15 protein-coding genes are annotated in these 15388 nt (G+C 71.1%); 6 read left to right on the top strand and 9 right to left on the bottom strand.

Going from position 1 to position 15388, the window contains the following annotated elements; genetic code table 11:
* Positions 1-44: 44 nt before the first annotated feature.
* Entirely contained in the window at positions 45-1283 is a 1239-nt protein-coding gene (locus tag OG841_RS39575; protein ID WP_328636999.1) for a phosphodiester glycosidase family protein, read from the top strand.
* Positions 1284-1285: 2 nt separating this feature from the next.
* Here the strand turns inward: OG841_RS39575 and OG841_RS39570 are convergent, their stop codons facing one another.
* The 8 genes from OG841_RS39570 to OG841_RS39535 all read right to left on the bottom strand — a co-directional run bounded on the left by OG841_RS39570 (position 1286) and on the right by OG841_RS39535 (position 9243).
* Complete coding sequence (locus tag OG841_RS39570; protein ID WP_328637000.1) at positions 1286-1480, bottom strand: hypothetical protein; 195 nt, start codon at positions 1478-1480, stop codon at positions 1286-1288.
* Positions 1481-1611: 131 nt separating this feature from the next.
* The gene (locus OG841_RS39565; protein WP_328637001.1) at positions 1612-2469 is read right to left on the bottom strand and encodes a phosphatidylinositol-specific phospholipase C/glycerophosphodiester phosphodiesterase family protein; all 858 of its coding nucleotides are present in this window, start codon (positions 2467-2469) and stop codon (positions 1612-1614) included.
* Positions 2470-2650: 181 nt separating this feature from the next.
* Positions 2651-3733 (bottom strand): acyl-CoA dehydrogenase family protein, encoded by a 1083-nt coding sequence (locus OG841_RS39560; protein ID WP_328637002.1) that lies wholly within the window; start codon positions 3731-3733, stop codon positions 2651-2653.
* Positions 3730-4911 carry an acyl-CoA dehydrogenase family protein gene (locus OG841_RS39555; protein ID WP_328637003.1) on the bottom strand — a complete coding sequence of 394 codons (1182 nt, stop codon included), beginning with the start codon at positions 4909-4911 and terminating at the stop codon, positions 3730-3732. The genes OG841_RS39560 and OG841_RS39555 overlap by 4 nt, the downstream gene beginning before the upstream one ends.
* Positions 4908-5876, bottom strand: coding sequence for an NADPH:quinone oxidoreductase family protein (locus tag OG841_RS39550; RefSeq protein ID WP_328637004.1), 969 nt, complete (start codon positions 5874-5876; stop codon positions 4908-4910). Before OG841_RS39550 ends, OG841_RS39555 begins: the two co-directional genes overlap by 4 nt.
* Before the next feature lie 129 nt (positions 5877-6005).
* Positions 6006-6842, bottom strand: a complete 837-nt coding sequence (locus OG841_RS39545) for a prephenate dehydratase (RefSeq protein WP_328637005.1) — start codon at positions 6840-6842, stop codon at positions 6006-6008.
* A 61-nt stretch (positions 6843-6903) separates the two neighbouring features.
* Positions 6904-8562: a dolichyl-phosphate-mannose--protein mannosyltransferase gene (locus tag OG841_RS39540; protein ID WP_371569134.1), complete on the bottom strand. Its 1659-nt coding sequence runs from the start codon at positions 8560-8562 to the stop codon at positions 6904-6906.
* Positions 8563-8670: 108 nt separating this feature from the next.
* Entirely contained in the window at positions 8671-9243 is a 573-nt protein-coding gene (locus OG841_RS39535; RefSeq protein ID WP_328637007.1) for a helix-turn-helix domain-containing protein, read from the bottom strand.
* A gap of 64 nt (positions 9244-9307) precedes the next feature.
* Here OG841_RS39535 and OG841_RS39530 point away from each other — a divergent pair, with 64 nt between their 5' ends.
* The 5 genes from OG841_RS39530 (at position 9308) to OG841_RS39510 (ending at position 13999) form a co-directional block, all read left to right on the top strand.
* Positions 9308-10243, top strand: a complete 936-nt coding sequence (locus OG841_RS39530; RefSeq protein ID WP_365121213.1) for an NAD(P)/FAD-dependent oxidoreductase — start codon at positions 9308-9310, stop codon at positions 10241-10243.
* A 40-nt stretch (positions 10244-10283) separates the two neighbouring features.
* Complete coding sequence (locus OG841_RS39525) at positions 10284-11822, top strand: ATP-dependent DNA ligase (protein ID WP_328637009.1); 1539 nt, start codon at positions 10284-10286, stop codon at positions 11820-11822.
* Positions 11819-12280 carry an NUDIX domain-containing protein gene (locus OG841_RS39520; RefSeq protein ID WP_328637010.1) on the top strand — a complete coding sequence of 154 codons (462 nt, stop codon included), beginning with the start codon at positions 11819-11821 and terminating at the stop codon, positions 12278-12280. Before OG841_RS39525 ends, OG841_RS39520 begins: the two co-directional genes overlap by 4 nt.
* A gap of 71 nt (positions 12281-12351) precedes the next feature.
* A complete protein-coding gene (locus OG841_RS39515) occupies positions 12352-13737 on the top strand; it encodes an NADP-dependent succinic semialdehyde dehydrogenase (protein ID WP_371569128.1) in 1386 nt (461 codons plus the stop codon).
* A 25-nt stretch (positions 13738-13762) separates the two neighbouring features.
* On the top strand, positions 13763-13999 hold the full coding sequence (locus OG841_RS39510) for a DUF6213 family protein (RefSeq protein WP_328637012.1): 237 nt from the start codon (positions 13763-13765) through the stop codon (positions 13997-13999).
* 75 nt (positions 14000-14074) lie between these two features.
* Here the strand turns inward: OG841_RS39510 and OG841_RS39505 are convergent, their stop codons facing one another.
* Positions 14075-15301 (bottom strand): acyl-CoA dehydrogenase family protein, encoded by a 1227-nt coding sequence (locus OG841_RS39505; RefSeq protein ID WP_057610634.1) that lies wholly within the window; start codon positions 15299-15301, stop codon positions 14075-14077.
* Positions 15302-15388: the final 87 nt, after the last annotated feature.

Below are 15388 nucleotides of genomic sequence, written 5' to 3'. Positions count from 1 at the left end.
CTTCCTGAGTCCTGACAACAGTTGACGAGACATCAGGGAGAGCTGTGACGCATCGTCAAAGACGGCTCGGCGCAGGCAGATCGGTACTGACGTTTCTAGCGGCACTCGGCACGCTGGCCGGTGCGGCCCTGGTGGGGGCGGCACCGGCCGGCGCCGTGCAGGGGTGGACACGGCTCGCGACCGGCGTGCAGTACGAGGAGTTCGACATCGACGCGGCCGCGGGCGTGACGCATGCCCATGTGATCGGCGTGGACCTGAGCGATCCGGGGGTGCGGATGGAGCTGTTGTATCCGGGTGCGGTGGCCGCGCGGGCCACGGTGTCCCGGCTGGCCACCGCGCAGGGCGCGCTCGCGGGGGTGAACGGCGACTTCTTCAACATCACGGAGTCCCAGCACCCGGGCGTCGAGGCCACCGGCGCGAGCGTGGGCCCGGCGATCGCGCAGGGCCGCGCGCTCAAGGCGGCGGTGCCGCGCGGTCAGCGCTTCGGGCCCGCGCTGCCGTCCGGCACGAGCACCAAGGACGTGTTCGGCGTGGGCACCGACGGTCTGGCCCGCCTCGACGACCTGGCGCTCGACGGGTCGGTGCGGACGCCCGAGGGACAGCTGCCGCTGGGCGGGCTGAACCAGTACGCGCTGCCCGTGGGCTCGGTCGGGGCGTTCACCTCGGACTGGGGCAGCGCCTCCCGGGTGCGGTCGACCTGCGGGACGGACACCGACCGGGCCGCCCCGTGCAGCACGGACACCTACGAGGTGACGGTCCGCGCCGGGAAGGTCGTGGCCACGGCCGACGCCCCGGGCAGCGGAGCGATCGCCGCCGGCACCACCGTGCTCGTCGGCCGGGAGGCCGGCGCGCAGCACCTGCGGAAGCTGTCCGTCGGCGCGGCGGTGACGGTGCAGCACCAACTGGTCGCGGCCTCGGCGAAGCTCCCGTACCGCTTCGCGCTCGGCGGCTACCCGGTGCTCGACGACGGCCGCCCGCTGCCCGGCCTCGACGACACGACGTCGGCCGTGCGCACGGCGGTGGGTGTCGCGGACGGCGGACGGCGGCTGTATCTCCTGGCGCTGGACGGGGCGCCCGACTACCGCAGTGGGCTGACGATCGCCGAAGTGGCGGACACCATGCGGACGTTGGGCTCCGTCGACGCTTTCAGCCTGGACGGCGGTGGTTCCACGACCATGGCCGCCCGGATGCCGGGCACGGGCTCCGTCGCCGCCCTCAACCACCCCTCCGGCGGCGCCGAGCGGCCCGTGCCGAACGGCATCGGGGTCTTCTCCACGGGCTGAGGTCAGGGGCGCAGACCGCTGACGATGTCGGCCGTCGCCATGAGGCCGCTGTGGATGGTGGGCGCGATGCTCGTGCCGGCGAGCAAGAAGCCGAACAGCGCGCACACCAGCGCGTGGGAGACCTTGAGTCCGCCGCTGCGCAGGAAGATCACCGCCAGGATCAGCAGCAGCACCACCAGAGAAATGGAAATCGCCATGGACAGCCTCCTCCGCCACGCCGCCACGTCCGTTTCGCGGCGTTCGGCCGTAAGTGTGGCGTAGCGGAGGGTTCGTCCGGGCGGCTGGAGGGTCCTCCGAACGAGTGGTGTCCGTGCCTGTCCCGAGGCGCCTATCCGTGGGTGTCCAGGAAGGCCTCCAGGCCTGCCAGGTCGTCGGTGTTGAAGTAGTCGACGCCGGCGGCGAGAAGCTCGGCCCACAGCGCGTCCCGGGCGGGGCCCGCGAGGTCCGGGGTGGCCCAGAACCGCACCTTCTGTCCGCGCGCGTGGGCCTGCTGAACGATGGTCCGCAGCTTCTGCCGCTCGGCGTCGGGGAAGACGCCCTCACCGAGCCAGGTGAAGTGGAGCGTCCAGTTGTCGCTGATCAGCGGAATGAGGGAGGCGGGCGCCGAGGTGCCGAGGTCGGCGAGCCGACCGTCGTAGAACGCCCGGCGCACGGCCTGGGCCTCCATCGGGACACGGGCGGCGCGGTCGCCGGAGATCACGGCGGTCACCGGTCCGGGGACGACCTTGCCGTGTACGTACGTCGTGAACAGGTGCCGGTGGCGCCGCAGATGGCGGTCGAGTTCGAGGTAGGTCGAGGAGCCCTCGGTCTTGATGTCGACGAGCAGTTGCAGGGGACGGCGGTAACCCCGGTACACCGAACCGCGGTGGGCCTTGACGATCCTGGCCAGCGGGTCGAGGTAGAGGGACTCGAGGGTGCGTGTCGGGTCGAGGTCGTCCACGGTGTGGCCGATGAGGAGCTGGTCGCCGACGAGGAAGATGTCGGCCTCGACGCTGCCGAAGCGGTGGTCGAGGGCGTCGAGGAGGGGGCGCGGATGCTCGTAGTCGTTGTGGGCGTGGGCGCGCCACAACGGACGGGGGCGGTGCGGCCGGTTGTCGGCCCATGCGCTGCCGACGGGCGGGGCGAGCGTCGCCGCGACCGCGGCGCCGAGGGTGGAGAGGGCTCTGCGACGAGTGATGAGGGCCATGTTCTGCCTCCCTGTGGGGCGGGTCGAAACCACAGGGAGTATGGGGCACTTCGGCCCTCAATGAACCTGTACATGCCAGGAGTTGGCCGGACTGCCGTCGCTCGTTCACTCCTTCCGAGCGGGCGCACGGAAAAGCCCGCCCCAGGTGGGGCGGGCTTCACCGAGGTTCAGCGAGTGACGCTCAAGGTGCCTGGAGGTCGACGAGTTCGGCCAACCGGGCGCGATGCGCGCCGGCCGTGCCGTAGGCGATCGAGTCGGCCTTGGCCCGCTTGAGGTACAGGTGCACCGGGTGCTCCCAGGTCATGCCGATCCCCGCGTGGAGCTGGAGCGCCTCCTCGGCGGCGTGCACCGCGACGGTGGCCGCGTAGGCCTGCGCGACGGCGACCGCCACGTCGGCGTCCTCACCCGTCGCGAGCGCGTCGGCCGCGTTCCGGGCGGCGGCACGGAGGTTGACGACCTCCAGCCACAACTGGGCGAGCCTGTGCTTGAGCGCCTGGAAGCCGCCGACGGGCCGGTTGAACTGCTTGCGCTCCTTGAGGTAGCGCACGGTCTCGGTCAACGTCCAGTCGGCGAGACCGAGTTGCTCGGAGGCGAGCAGTCCGGCGCCGGCCCGCAGCGCGCGGTGCACGGCGACTTCGGCGTCGCCCAGCGGGCGGCCCCGCGCCCCGTCGAGGGTGACGGTCGCGAGCGGACGGGTCAGGTCGAAGGAGATCTGCGGAGTGACGGTCGCGGAGGCGGCCTCCACCGCGTACAGCCCGCCGTCGTCCGCGGGCACGAGCAGCACGTCGGCCGCCTGAGCGTCCGCGATCGCCGTCAACTCCCCGTGCAGGCCCCCGTCTTCGTGGCGTACGACCTTGTAGGCGCCGCCCGGGGCGACGCTCAGGGAGACGGCGAGGGCGCCGATCCTCCGCCCGGACGCGAGCTCGGAGAGGAGGTCGTCGGTGTCGCAGGCGAGCAGGGCCTCGGTGGCGACGACCGCACTGGTGAGATAGGGCACGGGAGCGACCGCGCGGCCCAACTCCTCCAGGACCACAGCGACTTCGCGGTGCGTGGCGCCCTGACCGCCCTTGTCCTCGGGCACCAGGAGCCCCGCGAGGCCCATGCCGTCGGTGAGGGCCTTCCAGGCCGCGAGGTCGTGCGGGGTGTCCGACTCGGTACGGGCGATCACACCCGGCGCGTCGCAGTGGTCGGCGAGGAGGTCCCGTACGGCGGCCCGCAGCGCCTCTTCCTCCTCCGAGTACAGCAGGTCGGGCTGTGCGCTCATCGGGACAGGTCCTTCCAGGCGACGTCCTTGTCGGTACGCGGCTCGGCCGGGAGGCCCAGGACGCGCTCGGCGACGATGTTCAGCAGGACCTCGCTGGTCCCGCCCTCGATGCTGTTGCCCTTGGAGCGCAGGTAGCGGTAGCCGGCGTCGCGGCCGGTGAAGTCCACCAGCTCCGGGCGTCGCAAGGTCCAGTCGTCGTACAACAGGCCCTCCTCGCCGCGCAGTTCGACCTCCAGGCCGCTGATCTCCTGGTTGAGGCGGGCGAAGGCGAGCTTCATGCCGGCGCCCTCGGGCCCCGGCTGTCCGGCGACGAGCTGCTGGCGCAGGCGCTCCGCGGTGAGGCGGGCGACCTCGGAGTCGACCCAGAGCTTCAGCAGGCGCTGGTGCAGGTCCTGGGTGCGCAGTTCGGGGCGCTCGCGCCAGGTCTTGGAGACCGGGCCGATCATGCCGCCCTCGCGGGGCAGCCGCATGCCGCCGATCGCGACGCGCTCGTTGTTCAGCGTGGTCTGCGCGACCTTCCAGCCGTCGCCGACCTCGCCGAGCCGGCGGCTGTCGGGGATGCGGACGTCGGTGAGGAAGACCTCGTTGAACTCGGCCTCGCCGGTGATCTGGCGCAGCGGCCGCACCTCGACACCGGGGTCGGTCATGTCGCAGAGGAAGTAGGTGATGCCCGCGTGCTTGGGCACGTCCGGGTCGGTGCGGGCGATGAGGATGGCCCAGCGGGAGTTGTGGGCGCCGGACGTCCACACCTTCTGCCCGTTGACCACCCAGCTGTCGCCCTCCCGCACGGCCCGGGTGCCGAGTGCGGCGAGGTCGGACCCGGCGCCGGGCTCGCTGAACAGCTGGCACCAGACCTCCTCCCCCACCCACAGGGGCCGCAGGAAGCGCTGCTTCTGCTCCTCGGTGCCGTACCTGAGGATCGTCGGCGCGGCCATGCCGAGGCCGATGCCGTTGCGCCGCGGGTCGTTGTCGGGAGCGCCCGCGGCCTCCAACTCGGCGTCCACGACGGCCTGGAGAGAGCGGGGCGCGTTCAGGCCCCCGAGGCCCTCCGGATAGTGCACCCAGGCGAGGCCCGCGTCGAAACGGGCCTTGAGGAAGTCGAGCCGGTCCGTGGTCGCGGGAGGGTGTGCGGCCAGCAACTCGGCGGTGCGGCGCTTGAGTTCGGCTGCGTCGGTCATGCCTGTGCTCCCGTGGGTACGACGGCGATCCGGCCGGTGGTCACCCCGTCGCCGAGGCGCTGCACGGCGTCCGCGGCCCCGGCGAGCGGCACCCGCTCGCTGACCAGCGGCTTGATCGCACCCCGGGCGGCCAGTTCGGTGAGCTGCTCGTGGCAGTGCTGGACCAGCTTCGGATTCTTGGTGTTGTAGAGGCCCCAGTGCAGGCCCAGGATCGCGTAGTTCTTCACCAGGGCGTGGTTGAGACCGGGGCTCGGGATGGTCCCGCTGGCGAAGCCGACGACCACGATCCGCCCTTCGAAGGCGACGACCTTGGTCGACTGCGTGTAGGCCTCGCCGCCCACGGGGTCGTAGATCACATCGGCGCCCCGGCCCCCGGTGGCCTCCTTCGCGGCGGCGACGACGTCCTCGCTCCGCCGGTCGATCACCACGTCGCAGCCCAGCTCCCGGGCGACGGCCGCCTTCTCGGCACCGCCGACCACACCGATGACGGTGGCCCCGGCCGCCTTCCCGAGCTGCACGGCCGCGCTGCCGACCCCTCCCGCGGCAGCGTGGACGAGCAGCGTCTCACCGGCTTCCAGATGGGCCCGTCGGTGCAGCCCGAACCAGCCCGTCTGGTAGCCGATGTGCAGGGCGGCGGCCTCGGCGTCGTCCAGCGAGTCGGGTGCGGACAGCAGAGCGGCGGCGTCGGCGACGGCGTACTCGGCGAAACCGCCGTGCGGCAGTGCGGGGTTGGCGATCACGCGCCGTCCGTCCTCGGTCTCGCCGCAGATCTCCACGCCGGGCGTGAAGGGCAGCGGCGGGCGGACCTGGTAGTGGCCGCGGCACATCAGCACGTCCGGGAAGTTGATGTTGGCGGCGCGCACCTTCAGCAGGACCTGGCCGTCACCGGGAACGGGCTGCGCCACGTCCGCGAGGCGCATCACCTCGCTCGGCTCGCCGTTCTCGTGCACTTGCCAAGCCTGCATGGGGGGCCTCCACGGGGCTGCGTCGTCATGCCGGGGTCTGACCGGGGTTCCCCGCATACTAAGCGGTCGCTTGCCGATCAGGGAACAGCCCATGGAGAGAAAGTGTCCTGACGAACGAAACGCGGCCGTTCAGTGCTCCAGCCGGTGCGGATGGGACGGGTAGACACCCAGGATGCGTACCTCGGTGGAGAAGAACCCCAGTTCGTGCAGGGCCAGGGCGACGTGCTGCTCGTCGGGGTGGCCCTCGATCTCGGCGTAGAAGCGACTGGCGTTCAGCCCCGCGCCGATCTGATAGCTCTCGATCTTCGTGAGGTTCACCCCGCTGGTGGCGAACCCGCCGAGCGCCTTGAAGAGCGCGCTGGGGATGTTGCGCACGGAGAAGAACAGGCTCGTCATCGTCGGTTCCCCGGTGTGCGGGGCCACGACGGACTCGCGGGACAGGACGACGAACCGGGTGGTGTTGTCCGGATCGTCCTCGACCCCGGGACGCAGCACGTCGAGACCGTAGAGTCCGGCCGCGGCGGGCGGGGCGAGCGCCGCGTGCCGCGGGTCGCCCAGCTCGGCCACCTCGCGCGCCGCTCCGGCCGTGTCGTCGGTGACGAGGGTGCGCCAGCCGCCCTCCCGCAGCACCTTGCGGCACTGCCCGAGGGCATGCACATGGCTGCGCACGCACTCCACCTGATCCGGTGTCGCCCCGGGCACGCCCATCAGGTCGAAGCGGATGGCGAGGAAGTGCTCGGCGATGATGAACAGCCCCGACTCGGGCAGCAGATGGTGGACGTCCGCCACCCGACCGGCCGCGGAGTTGTCCACCGGGATCACGGCGAGGTCGGCGGTGCCGAGCGTCACCGCGTCCAGAGCCTGCTCGAAACTCGTGCAGGGCTGCTCGGCGCACCCGGGGTACAGGGTGTGCGCGGCGGTCGCCGAGTTGGATCCGGGTTCACCTTGGTAAGCGACGGTCGTCACGGGGTTGGTTCTCTTGTCGTCGGGCGGCAGAAGCTCCGTAACGTATCAGGGAAGCTCGCCCTCAGATCCAGGTGTCCAGCCACATCCTGGAGTGCCAGTCGGCGTACGGGATCGTCTCCCCCGTGTAGAGCGGGAAGAAGTAGATGAAGTTCCAGGCGATGAGCAGGACGAGGGCGCCCGCGGCCACCGCGCCCTGGGTGCGCCGTCTGCGGTCCGCCCCCGGGGGCCCCAGGATCGCGCCCACCGTCATCGCCACGGCCAGGCAGAGATACGGCACGAAGACCACCGCATAGAAGGAGAAGGCCGTACGGTCCTGGTACAGGAACCAGGGCAGGTATCCCGCGCCCACCGCGCACAGGACGGCGCCGGCCCGCCAGTCGCGGCGCAGCGCCCAGCGGAAGAGCAGATAGAGCAGGGCGCCGCACGCCGCCCACCACAGCAGCGGTGTACCGAGGGCGAGGACGGTCCGGGAGCAGTCGACCGACGTGGCGCAGCCGTCCTGGCCGGGTTTCGGCGACTGGTAGTCGAACAGCACGGGTCGGCCCTGGACCAGCCAGCTCCAGGGGCTGGACTGGTACTTGTGCGGGGTGTGCAGCCCCACGTTGAAGTCGTACACCAGGTACTCGTAGTGCCACAGGCTGCGGAGCGGGGCGGGGATCCATGACCAGGTGCCGCCGCGGCCGTCGGCCCAGTGGCGTCCGTAGCCGTCGTCGGACAGGAACCAGCCGGTCCAGGTCGCCAGATAGGTCGTCAACGCGACCGGGACCAGGGACAGGACCGACGGGCCGAGGTCCTTGCGCAGCACCGCCCGGTAGGGGTCACTGGCCCCGGCCACGCGGCGGGAGCCGACATCCCACAGCACCGCCAGGAGCACGAAGAAGACCAGCACGTACAGGCCGTTCCACTTGGAGGAGGCCGCCAGCCCCAGGAAGACGCCGGCGGCGAGTCGCCAGGGACGCAGTCCGGTTCCGGTGTGGTCGGCGGTGTGCTCGTCCGGGCGCGCGCGGCCGTCCTCGCCGACCGGCAGGGCCGCCGCGAGCCGGCCCCGCGCGTGGTCCCGGTCGACCAGCAGGCAGCCGAACGCCGCCAGGACGAAGAACATGACGACGAGGTCCAGCAGGGCGGTGCGGCTCATCACCACATGCAGACCGTCCACCGCGAGGAAGACGCCGGCCAGACAGCCCAGCAGCGTCGAACGGAACAGCCGGCGTCCGATGCGGCACAGCATGAGCACCGACAGGGTGCCCAGGGCCGCCGTCATGAAGCGCCAGCCGAACGGGGTGAGGCCGAACATCCACTCGCCGAGGGCGATCACCCACTTGCCCGTCGGCGGGTGCGCGACGAACGCCCCCGTGTCGGAGAGCGAGACGACCTGCGGGTGGGCGAGGATCTGCGGATCGGCGATCTTCCGGTCCGGCCAATTGCCCTCGTAGCCGAGGCGCAGCAGGGACCAGGCGTCCTTGGCGTAGTAGGTCTCGTCGAAGATCACGGCCCGCGGCCGGCCGAGGTGCCAAAAGCGGATCGCCCCGGCCAGGACGGCGACCAGCACCGGCCCCAGCCAGTCCCACACCGACGACTTCGGAAAGCGTGGAACGAGACGTTCGCGGAGGTCGGTTCCCGGCCGGGCCGCGTACCCGAATCGGCGAAGGCGCGCCTGCCAGTCGCGGGGCGCTGTCGTCGGACGGGTGCCGACGACGGGGGAACGGGTCACATCGGTCACCGGGCGGCCTGCCCTGCCGCGGAGTGGACCCCGGGCGATATCTCGTGCATCCGGTGAACCTACCTGCGTGATCGTCCAGTTGTCCCCGACGAGAGGGAGAACGCCCGCTCACGCCTTCCGGGGACGCGCCCGTACGTGCATCCGCTCCCCCTGCGGCCCGAACAGACTGAGGAACTCCGCCGGTCCCTCCCCCGTCGACCCGAACCAGTGCGGCACCCGGGTGTCGAACTCCGCCGCCTCGCCCGCCGTCATCACCACGTCGTGCTCGCCCAGCACCACCCTCAGCCGCCCCGCCAGGACGTACAGCCACTCGTAGCCCTCGTGGGTGCGCAGCTCCGGCTCCTCCTCGCGGCGCGGCACCAGCACCTTGAAGGCCTGCAGGCCGCCGGGCTGCCGGGTGAGCGGCCAGAAGGTGCGCCCGTGCCGTTCGAGCGGTGCGGACCGCACCCGGGGATCGCCGACCGGCGGGGCGCCGACGAGTTCGTCGAGCGGCACCTGGTGGGCCTGGGCGATCGGCAGCAGCAGCTCCAGGCTGGGCTTGCGCAGACCGGACTCCAGCCGGGAGAGCGTGCTCACGGAGATGCCCGTCGTCTCCGAGAGCGCCGCGAGGGTCACCTCCCGGTCCTTCCGCAGCCGCCTGAGCCTGGGACCCACTTCGGCGAGAACGTCGTCGGTACTCATACCCGTATTGCAGAATCAGCAAAGTTGTTTGTCAATCCCGCGCCCGCGGAGCGACCGTGGCGGCATGACCGAGACATACGGCGAGACATACGAAGTGATCGTGGTCGGTGGCGGCGCGGCAGGCCTGTCCGCCGCCCTGGTCCTGGGCCGGGCCCGGCGCCACACCCTGGTCGTCGACGCGGGCGAACCACGCAATACGCCCGCCGCGCACATGCAGGGCTTTCTCACCCGGGACGGCGTGCCGCCCGCCGAGTTCCTGGCGATCGGGCGCGAGGAGATCAAGGGGTACGGCGTCGAGCTGGTCCGGGATCGCGTGGTCGAGGTCGCCCCGGGCTTCGCGGTGACGCTGGCGAGCGGGCGGGTGTTCAAGGCCCGTCGCCTCGTCGTCGCGACCGGCCTCAAGGACGAGCTCCCGGACGTGCCCGGTGTCGCGGCGCGCTTCGGCAAGGACGTCCTGCACTGCCCGTACTGCCACGGCTGGGAGGTCCGCGACCAGGCCTTCGGCGTGCTCGCCACGACTCTGCTCAGCGTGCACCAGGCGCTGATGGTCTCCCAGTGGTCGAAGGACGTGACGCTCTTCCTGCACACGGTCGCCGAGTCCGAGCTCTCGGACGACGATCTGCGCAGGCTGGCCGCGGCCGGTGTCGGCGTGGTGCCCGGCGAGGTCGCCGAACTGATCGTGACGGACGACCGGCTCACGGCCGTACGGCTGGAGGACGGCACGACGCACGCACGCGAGGTCGTCTTCACCGCGCCCCGGGCCGTCCCGCAGAACGGCCTGCTGGAGCGGCTCGGAGCCGAGCTCCAGGAGACGCCCTTCGGCAGTTACCCCGTGGTCGACGGGAACGGGCAGACGACCGTGCCCGGTGTGTACGCCGTGGGCAACGCGGCCGGCTTCGCGGAGCAGGTGATCAACGCGGCGAGCGCCGGGTACCGGGCGGCGGCCACGATCAACGGGGAACTGCTGATGAGCGACCTCGACGCGACCATAGGAAGTTAGTCGGGGTGTGGACCCGCCGCCTCCGGTGCACGATGGCTGCATGCTGCTTGCCCGGCTGGCACACGTGTCCCAGGACGTCGCCGCCACCTCGGCGCGGTCCCGGAAGATCGCACTTCTCGCCGAACTGTTCCGGGACGCCGAGGCGGACGACGTCCCGATCGTCATCCCGTACCTGGCCGGACGGCTCCCGCAAGGCCGGCTCGGCGTCGGCTGGAAGGTGCTGAGCCGCCCGGTCGCCCCGGCCGCCGAGCCGACCCTGACCGTGCGCGAGGTGGACGCGCTGCTCAGCGAGCTGGGCAAGGTCGCGGGCGCGGGCTCGCAGGCCGAACGCGCCCGGCTGGTGGGTGAGTTGCTGGGCGCGGCCACCGAGGACGAACAGCGGTTCCTGTTCGGGCTGATCAGCGGAGAGGTACGGCAGGGGGCGCTGGACGCGGTCGCCACGGAGGGGCTCGCCCTGGCGACGGAGGCGCCTCCGGCCGACGTACGGCGTGCCGTGATGCTGGCGGGCTCCCTCCAGACGGTGGCCGAGACCCTGCTCACCGACGGCCCGTCCGCCCTGGACCGTTTCCGCCTCACCGTCGGCCGCCCGGTCCTGCCGATGCTGGCGCACAGCGCCTCCTCGGTGGCCGAGGCGGTCGAGAAGCTCGGCACCTGCGCGGTCGAGGAGAAGCTGGACGGCATCCGCGTCCAGATCCACCGGGACGGGGATGCCGTACGGCTGTACACGCGCACCCTCGACGACATCACCGACCGGCTGCCCGAGCTGACGGCTGCCGCGCTGGGGTTGAGGGGCGAGCGGTTCATCCTGGACGGCGAGGTGATCGCGTTCGACGAGGACGGGCGCCCCCGTTCCTTCCAGGAGACCGCGGGCCGGGTCGGCTCCCGCGTGGACGTGACGACGGCCGCCGAGACGGTCCCCGTCTCCCCCGTCTTCTTCGACGCCCTGTCCGTCGACGACCGCGACCTCCTCGACCTGCCCTTCGCCGAACGGCACGCGGAGCTGGCCCGGTTGGTGCCCGAGCCGATGCGGGTCCGGCGCACGCTGGTGTCCGGTCCGCAGGACCTGGTGGCGGCCGAGGAGTTCCTCGCCGAGACCCTGAGGCGCGGCCACGAGGGCGTCGTGGTGAAGTCCCTCGACGCCTCCTACAGCGCGGGCCGGCGCGGCGCCTCCTGGCTGAAGGTCAAGCCCGTGCACACCCTCGACCTGGTGGTGCTGGCCGCCGAGTGGGGCCACGGCCGCCGCACCGGCAAGCTCTCCAACCTGCACCTCGGTGCCCGTACGGCGGACGGCGGCTTCGCCATGCTCGGCAAGACCTTCAAGGGCATGACCGACGCGATGCTCACCTGGCAGACCGAACGGCTCCAGGAGCTGGCCGCCGACAGCAGCGGTCACGTGGTGACCGTACGGCCCGAACTCGTCGTCGAGATCGCCTACGACGGCCTCCAGAAGTCGACCCGCTACCCGGCCGGAGTCACCCTCCGCTTCGCGCGCGTGGTCCGCTACCGCGAGGACAAGCGCCCCGAGGAGGCCGACACCGTGGAGACACTACTGGCCGCGCATCCCGAGGTGAGGCCGTGAAGACCAGCGCGGGCCTGCTGTTGTTCCGGCACACCGATCACGGCCTGGAGGTATTGCTGGGCCATATGGGTGGCCCGTTCTTCGCCCGGCGGGACGCGGGAGCGTGGACGGTTCCGAAGGGCGAGTACGAGCCGGACTCGGAGTCGCCCTGGGACGCGGCCCGCCGCGAGTTCCAGGAGGAGCTCGGCCTGCCGCCGCCCGACGGGGAGGCCGTGGCGCTGGGTGAAGTCCGGCAGACGAACGGCAAGGTCGTCACGGCGTGGGCGATCGAGGCGGACCTGGATCCGGCGACGGTGGTTCCGGGCCTGTTCAGCATGGAGTGGCCACCGAAGTCCGGGCAGACGCGGGAGTTTCCCGAGCTGGACCGGGTGGAGTGGTGCGGCCTCGACCGGGCCCGGGCCGTGATCGTCAAGGCGCAGGCCGCGTTTCTCGACCGGCTGGCTGAGCACTCGGCCTGACGCCCACGCGTTGCGGTCGCCCCCGCCGCGCGGGAAGGTCGAAGCACAGTCAGCTCTTCAGGAGGTCGGTCATGCCCATCGCGACGGTGAACCCGGCGAACGGCGAGACGCTCAAGACGTACGAGGCCATGGGCGAGGAGGAGATCGAACGCAGGCTCCAGCTCGCCGAGGCGACGTTCCGTACCTATCGGACGACGTCCTTCGACGAGCGCGCCCGTCTCCTGGACCGGGCCGCCGGGCTCCTCGACGACATCCAGCAGGACATCGCCCGGGTCATGACCACCGAGATGGGCAAGCCGGTCAAGCAGGCCCGCGCGGAGGCCGCCAAGTGCGCCAAGGCGATGCGCTGGTACTCCGAGCACGCGGAGTCGCTGCTGGCCGACGAGGAGCCCGCCGAGTACGACGTCAAGGACTCCGGCGCCTCCCGCGCCCTGGTCCGCTACCGGCCACTGGGGCCCGTGCTCGCGGTGATGCCGTGGAACTTCCCGTTGTGGCAGGTGATCCGCTTCGCCGCGCCCGCCCTGATGGCGGGCAACGTCGGCCTGCTCAAGCACGCCTCGAACGTGCCGCAGACCGCGCTGTTCCTGGAGGACCTCTTCCATCAGGCGGGCTACCCGGAGGGCTGTTTCCAGACCCTGCTCGTCGGGTCCGGCGCGATCGACGACATCCTGCGCGACGAACGCGTCAAGGCGGCCACGCTCACGGGGAGTGAGCCCGCCGGGCGGGCCGTGGCGTCCACCGCCGGGAACATGGTGAAGAAGACGGTGCTGGAGCTCGGCGGCAGCGACCCGTACATCGTGATGCCGTCCGCGGACATCGACCGGGCCGCCGAGATCGCGGTGACCGCGCGGGTGCAGAACAACGGGCAGTCCTGCATCGCCGCCAAGCGGTTCATCGTGCACACGGACGTCTACGACCGTTTCGCCGAGCGGTTCGTCGAGGGCATGAAGGCCCTCAAGGTCGGCGACCCGCTGGAGGAGGACACCGAGGTCGGGCCGCTGTCCAGCGAGCAGGGCCGGGCCGACCTGGAGGAACTCGTCGACGACGCCAGGCGCAGCGGGGCGAGCGTGCTGTGCGGCGGGCAGCGGCCGGACGGGCCCGGCTGGTACTACCCGCCGACCGTCATCGCCGACGTGGACCGCGAGATGCGCATCCACCGCGAGGAGACGTTCGGGCCGGTGGCCACGCTGTACCGGGCGGACGGCCTCGACGAGGCGGTGCTGATCGCCAACGACTCGCCGTTCGGGCTGAGTTCCAACGTATGGACGCGGGACGAGGCCGAGGTCGACCGGTTCGTACGGGATCTGGAGGCCGGCGGCGTGTACGTCAACGGGATGACCGCCTCGCATCCGGCGTTCCCGTTCGGCGGGGTCAAGCGGTCCGGATACGGGCGTGAGCTGTCCGGGCACGGAATCAGGGAGTTCTGCAACATCACCACGGTTTGGCACGGAGCGTGACGCTTGCGCGGCTAACATCCCCGGTGTGAACCGCGAAGTGACTCTCCCTCTGATCGTCGATGACCGCGGGACCCTTCAGGTGGCTGCCGCCGATGTGAGCAAGTTGCTCCGCAGTCTTGGCGGGCGGTGGTTGCACCTGGTCGAGGCCGGGGCCGACGGGCTGGACGAGGATACGGTCGCCACGCTGACGATCGAGCTGGCGAAGCTGGCCGACCGGATCGATGTGGCGTGTATCGCGCACAGCAGCGGTAGTGCGCCGTAGGGATTGCTCGTTCGCTGTCCTGCGTCTTCGCCGACCCGGCAGACGAGTCGGCGAAGCCGTGCTTTTCGGACTGCGTCAGCGGATGGACATGCCGGACAGGGTCCGGGCGATGACCAGTCGCTGGATCTCGCTCGTGCCCTCGAAGATCGTGTAGATCGCGGCGTCACGGTGCATGCGCTCCACGGGGTACTCCCGGGTGTAGCCGTTGCCGCCCAGGATCTGGACCGCCTGCGCGGTGACCTTCTTCGCCGTCTCACTCGCGAAGAGCTTCGACATCGAGCCCTCGGCGGCGGTGAACTGCTTTCCGTTGATCGCCATCCAGGAAGCGCGCCACACGAGGAGACGGGCCGCGTCGATGGAGGTGCGCATGTCCGCGAGCTGAAAGGCCACGCCCTGGTTGTCGATGATCGGCCGCCCGAACTGCTCACGCGTCTTGGCGTAGTCGAGGGCGACCTCGTAGGCGGCCCGGGCTGTGCCCACGGCCATGGCGCCCACGGCGGGCCGCGACGCCTCGAACGTGGCCATCGCCGCGTTCTTCACCCGCTCCCCGCCGGTCTTCGCCCGCTCCCGGGCCCGCGCGAGGCGCTGGTCCAGCTTCTCCTTGCCACCGAGGAGGCAGGAGCCGGGCACCCGGACGTTCTCCAGCACGACCTCGGCGGTGTGCGAGGCGCGGATGCCGTGCTTCTTGAACTTCTGGCCCTGGGACAGCCCCGGCGTGTTCGGCGGCACGATGAAGGACGCGTGCCCCTTGGAGCCGAGCTCGGCGTCGACGACCGCCACGACCACGTGGACGTTGGCGATACCGCCGTTGGTCGCCCAGGTCTTGGTGCCGTTGAGCACCCACTCGTCCTTGGCCTCGTCGTACACGGCACGCGTGCGCATGGAGGCCACGTCGGAGCCGGCGTCGGGCTCGGACGAGCAGAACGCGGCGACCTTGACATCGTTCGCGTCGCCGTACATCTGGGGGATCCAGGTACCGATCTGCTCCTCGGTGCCGTTGGCGAGAACGCCGACAGCGGCGAGACCGGTGCCCACGATCGACAGGGCGATGCCCGCGTCGCCCCAGAACAGCTCCTCCATCGCCATCGGGATACCGAGCCCGGTGGGGTCGAAGTACTGCTGGGCGTAGAAGTCGAGGGAGTAGATGCCTACCTTCGCGGCCTCCTGGATGACCGGCCAGGGAGTCTCCTCACGCTCGTCCCATTCGGCGGCCGCGGGGCGGATGACGTCGGCGGCGAAGCCGTGCAGCCAGTCCCGGACCTCCTTCTGTTCGTCGTTGAGCTCCATGGTGAACTCGGCCATGTCCCCTCCAGCGGCGACGCACGTGCATGTTACTTGCGGTAACCCGAGTCTGTTACCCACGGGTAGGAAAAGTCAACTCCCGATGAC

The sequence above is a fragment of the Streptomyces canus genome (assembly GCF_041435015.1).
Classification (GTDB): domain Bacteria; phylum Actinomycetota; class Actinomycetes; order Streptomycetales; family Streptomycetaceae; genus Streptomyces; species Streptomyces canus_G.
Note: the sequence above shows the minus strand (reverse complement) of the source record. Positions and strands in the feature narration are given on the sequence as shown.

What these genes read in the sequence shown, in the direction of transcription:
- OG841_RS39530 (WP_365121213.1), top strand. Translation starts at nt 9,308, where the DNA reads ATGACCGAGACATACGGCGAGACATACGAAGTGATCGTGGTCGGTGGC.
- OG841_RS39505 (WP_057610634.1), bottom strand. Translation starts at nt 15,301, where the DNA reads ATGGCCGAGTTCACCATGGAGCTCAACGACGAACAGAAGGAGGTCCGG.
- OG841_RS39535 (WP_328637007.1), bottom strand. Translation starts at nt 9,243, where the DNA reads ATGAGTACCGACGACGTTCTCGCCGAAGTGGGTCCCAGGCTCAGGCGG.
- OG841_RS39550 (WP_328637004.1), bottom strand. Translation starts at nt 5,876, where the DNA reads ATGCAGGCTTGGCAAGTGCACGAGAACGGCGAGCCGAGCGAGGTGATG.
- OG841_RS39565 (WP_328637001.1), bottom strand. Translation starts at nt 2,469, where the DNA reads ATGGCCCTCATCACTCGTCGCAGAGCCCTCTCCACCCTCGGCGCCGCG.
- OG841_RS39515 (WP_371569128.1), top strand. Translation starts at nt 12,352, where the DNA reads ATGCCCATCGCGACGGTGAACCCGGCGAACGGCGAGACGCTCAAGACG.
- OG841_RS39560 (WP_328637002.1), bottom strand. Translation starts at nt 3,733, where the DNA reads ATGAGCGCACAGCCCGACCTGCTGTACTCGGAGGAGGAAGAGGCGCTG.
- OG841_RS39570 (WP_328637000.1), bottom strand. Translation starts at nt 1,480, where the DNA reads ATGGCGATTTCCATTTCTCTGGTGGTGCTGCTGCTGATCCTGGCGGTG.
- OG841_RS39525 (WP_328637009.1), top strand. Translation starts at nt 10,284, where the DNA reads ATGCTGCTTGCCCGGCTGGCACACGTGTCCCAGGACGTCGCCGCCACC.
- OG841_RS39555 (WP_328637003.1), bottom strand. Translation starts at nt 4,911, where the DNA reads ATGACCGACGCAGCCGAACTCAAGCGCCGCACCGCCGAGTTGCTGGCC.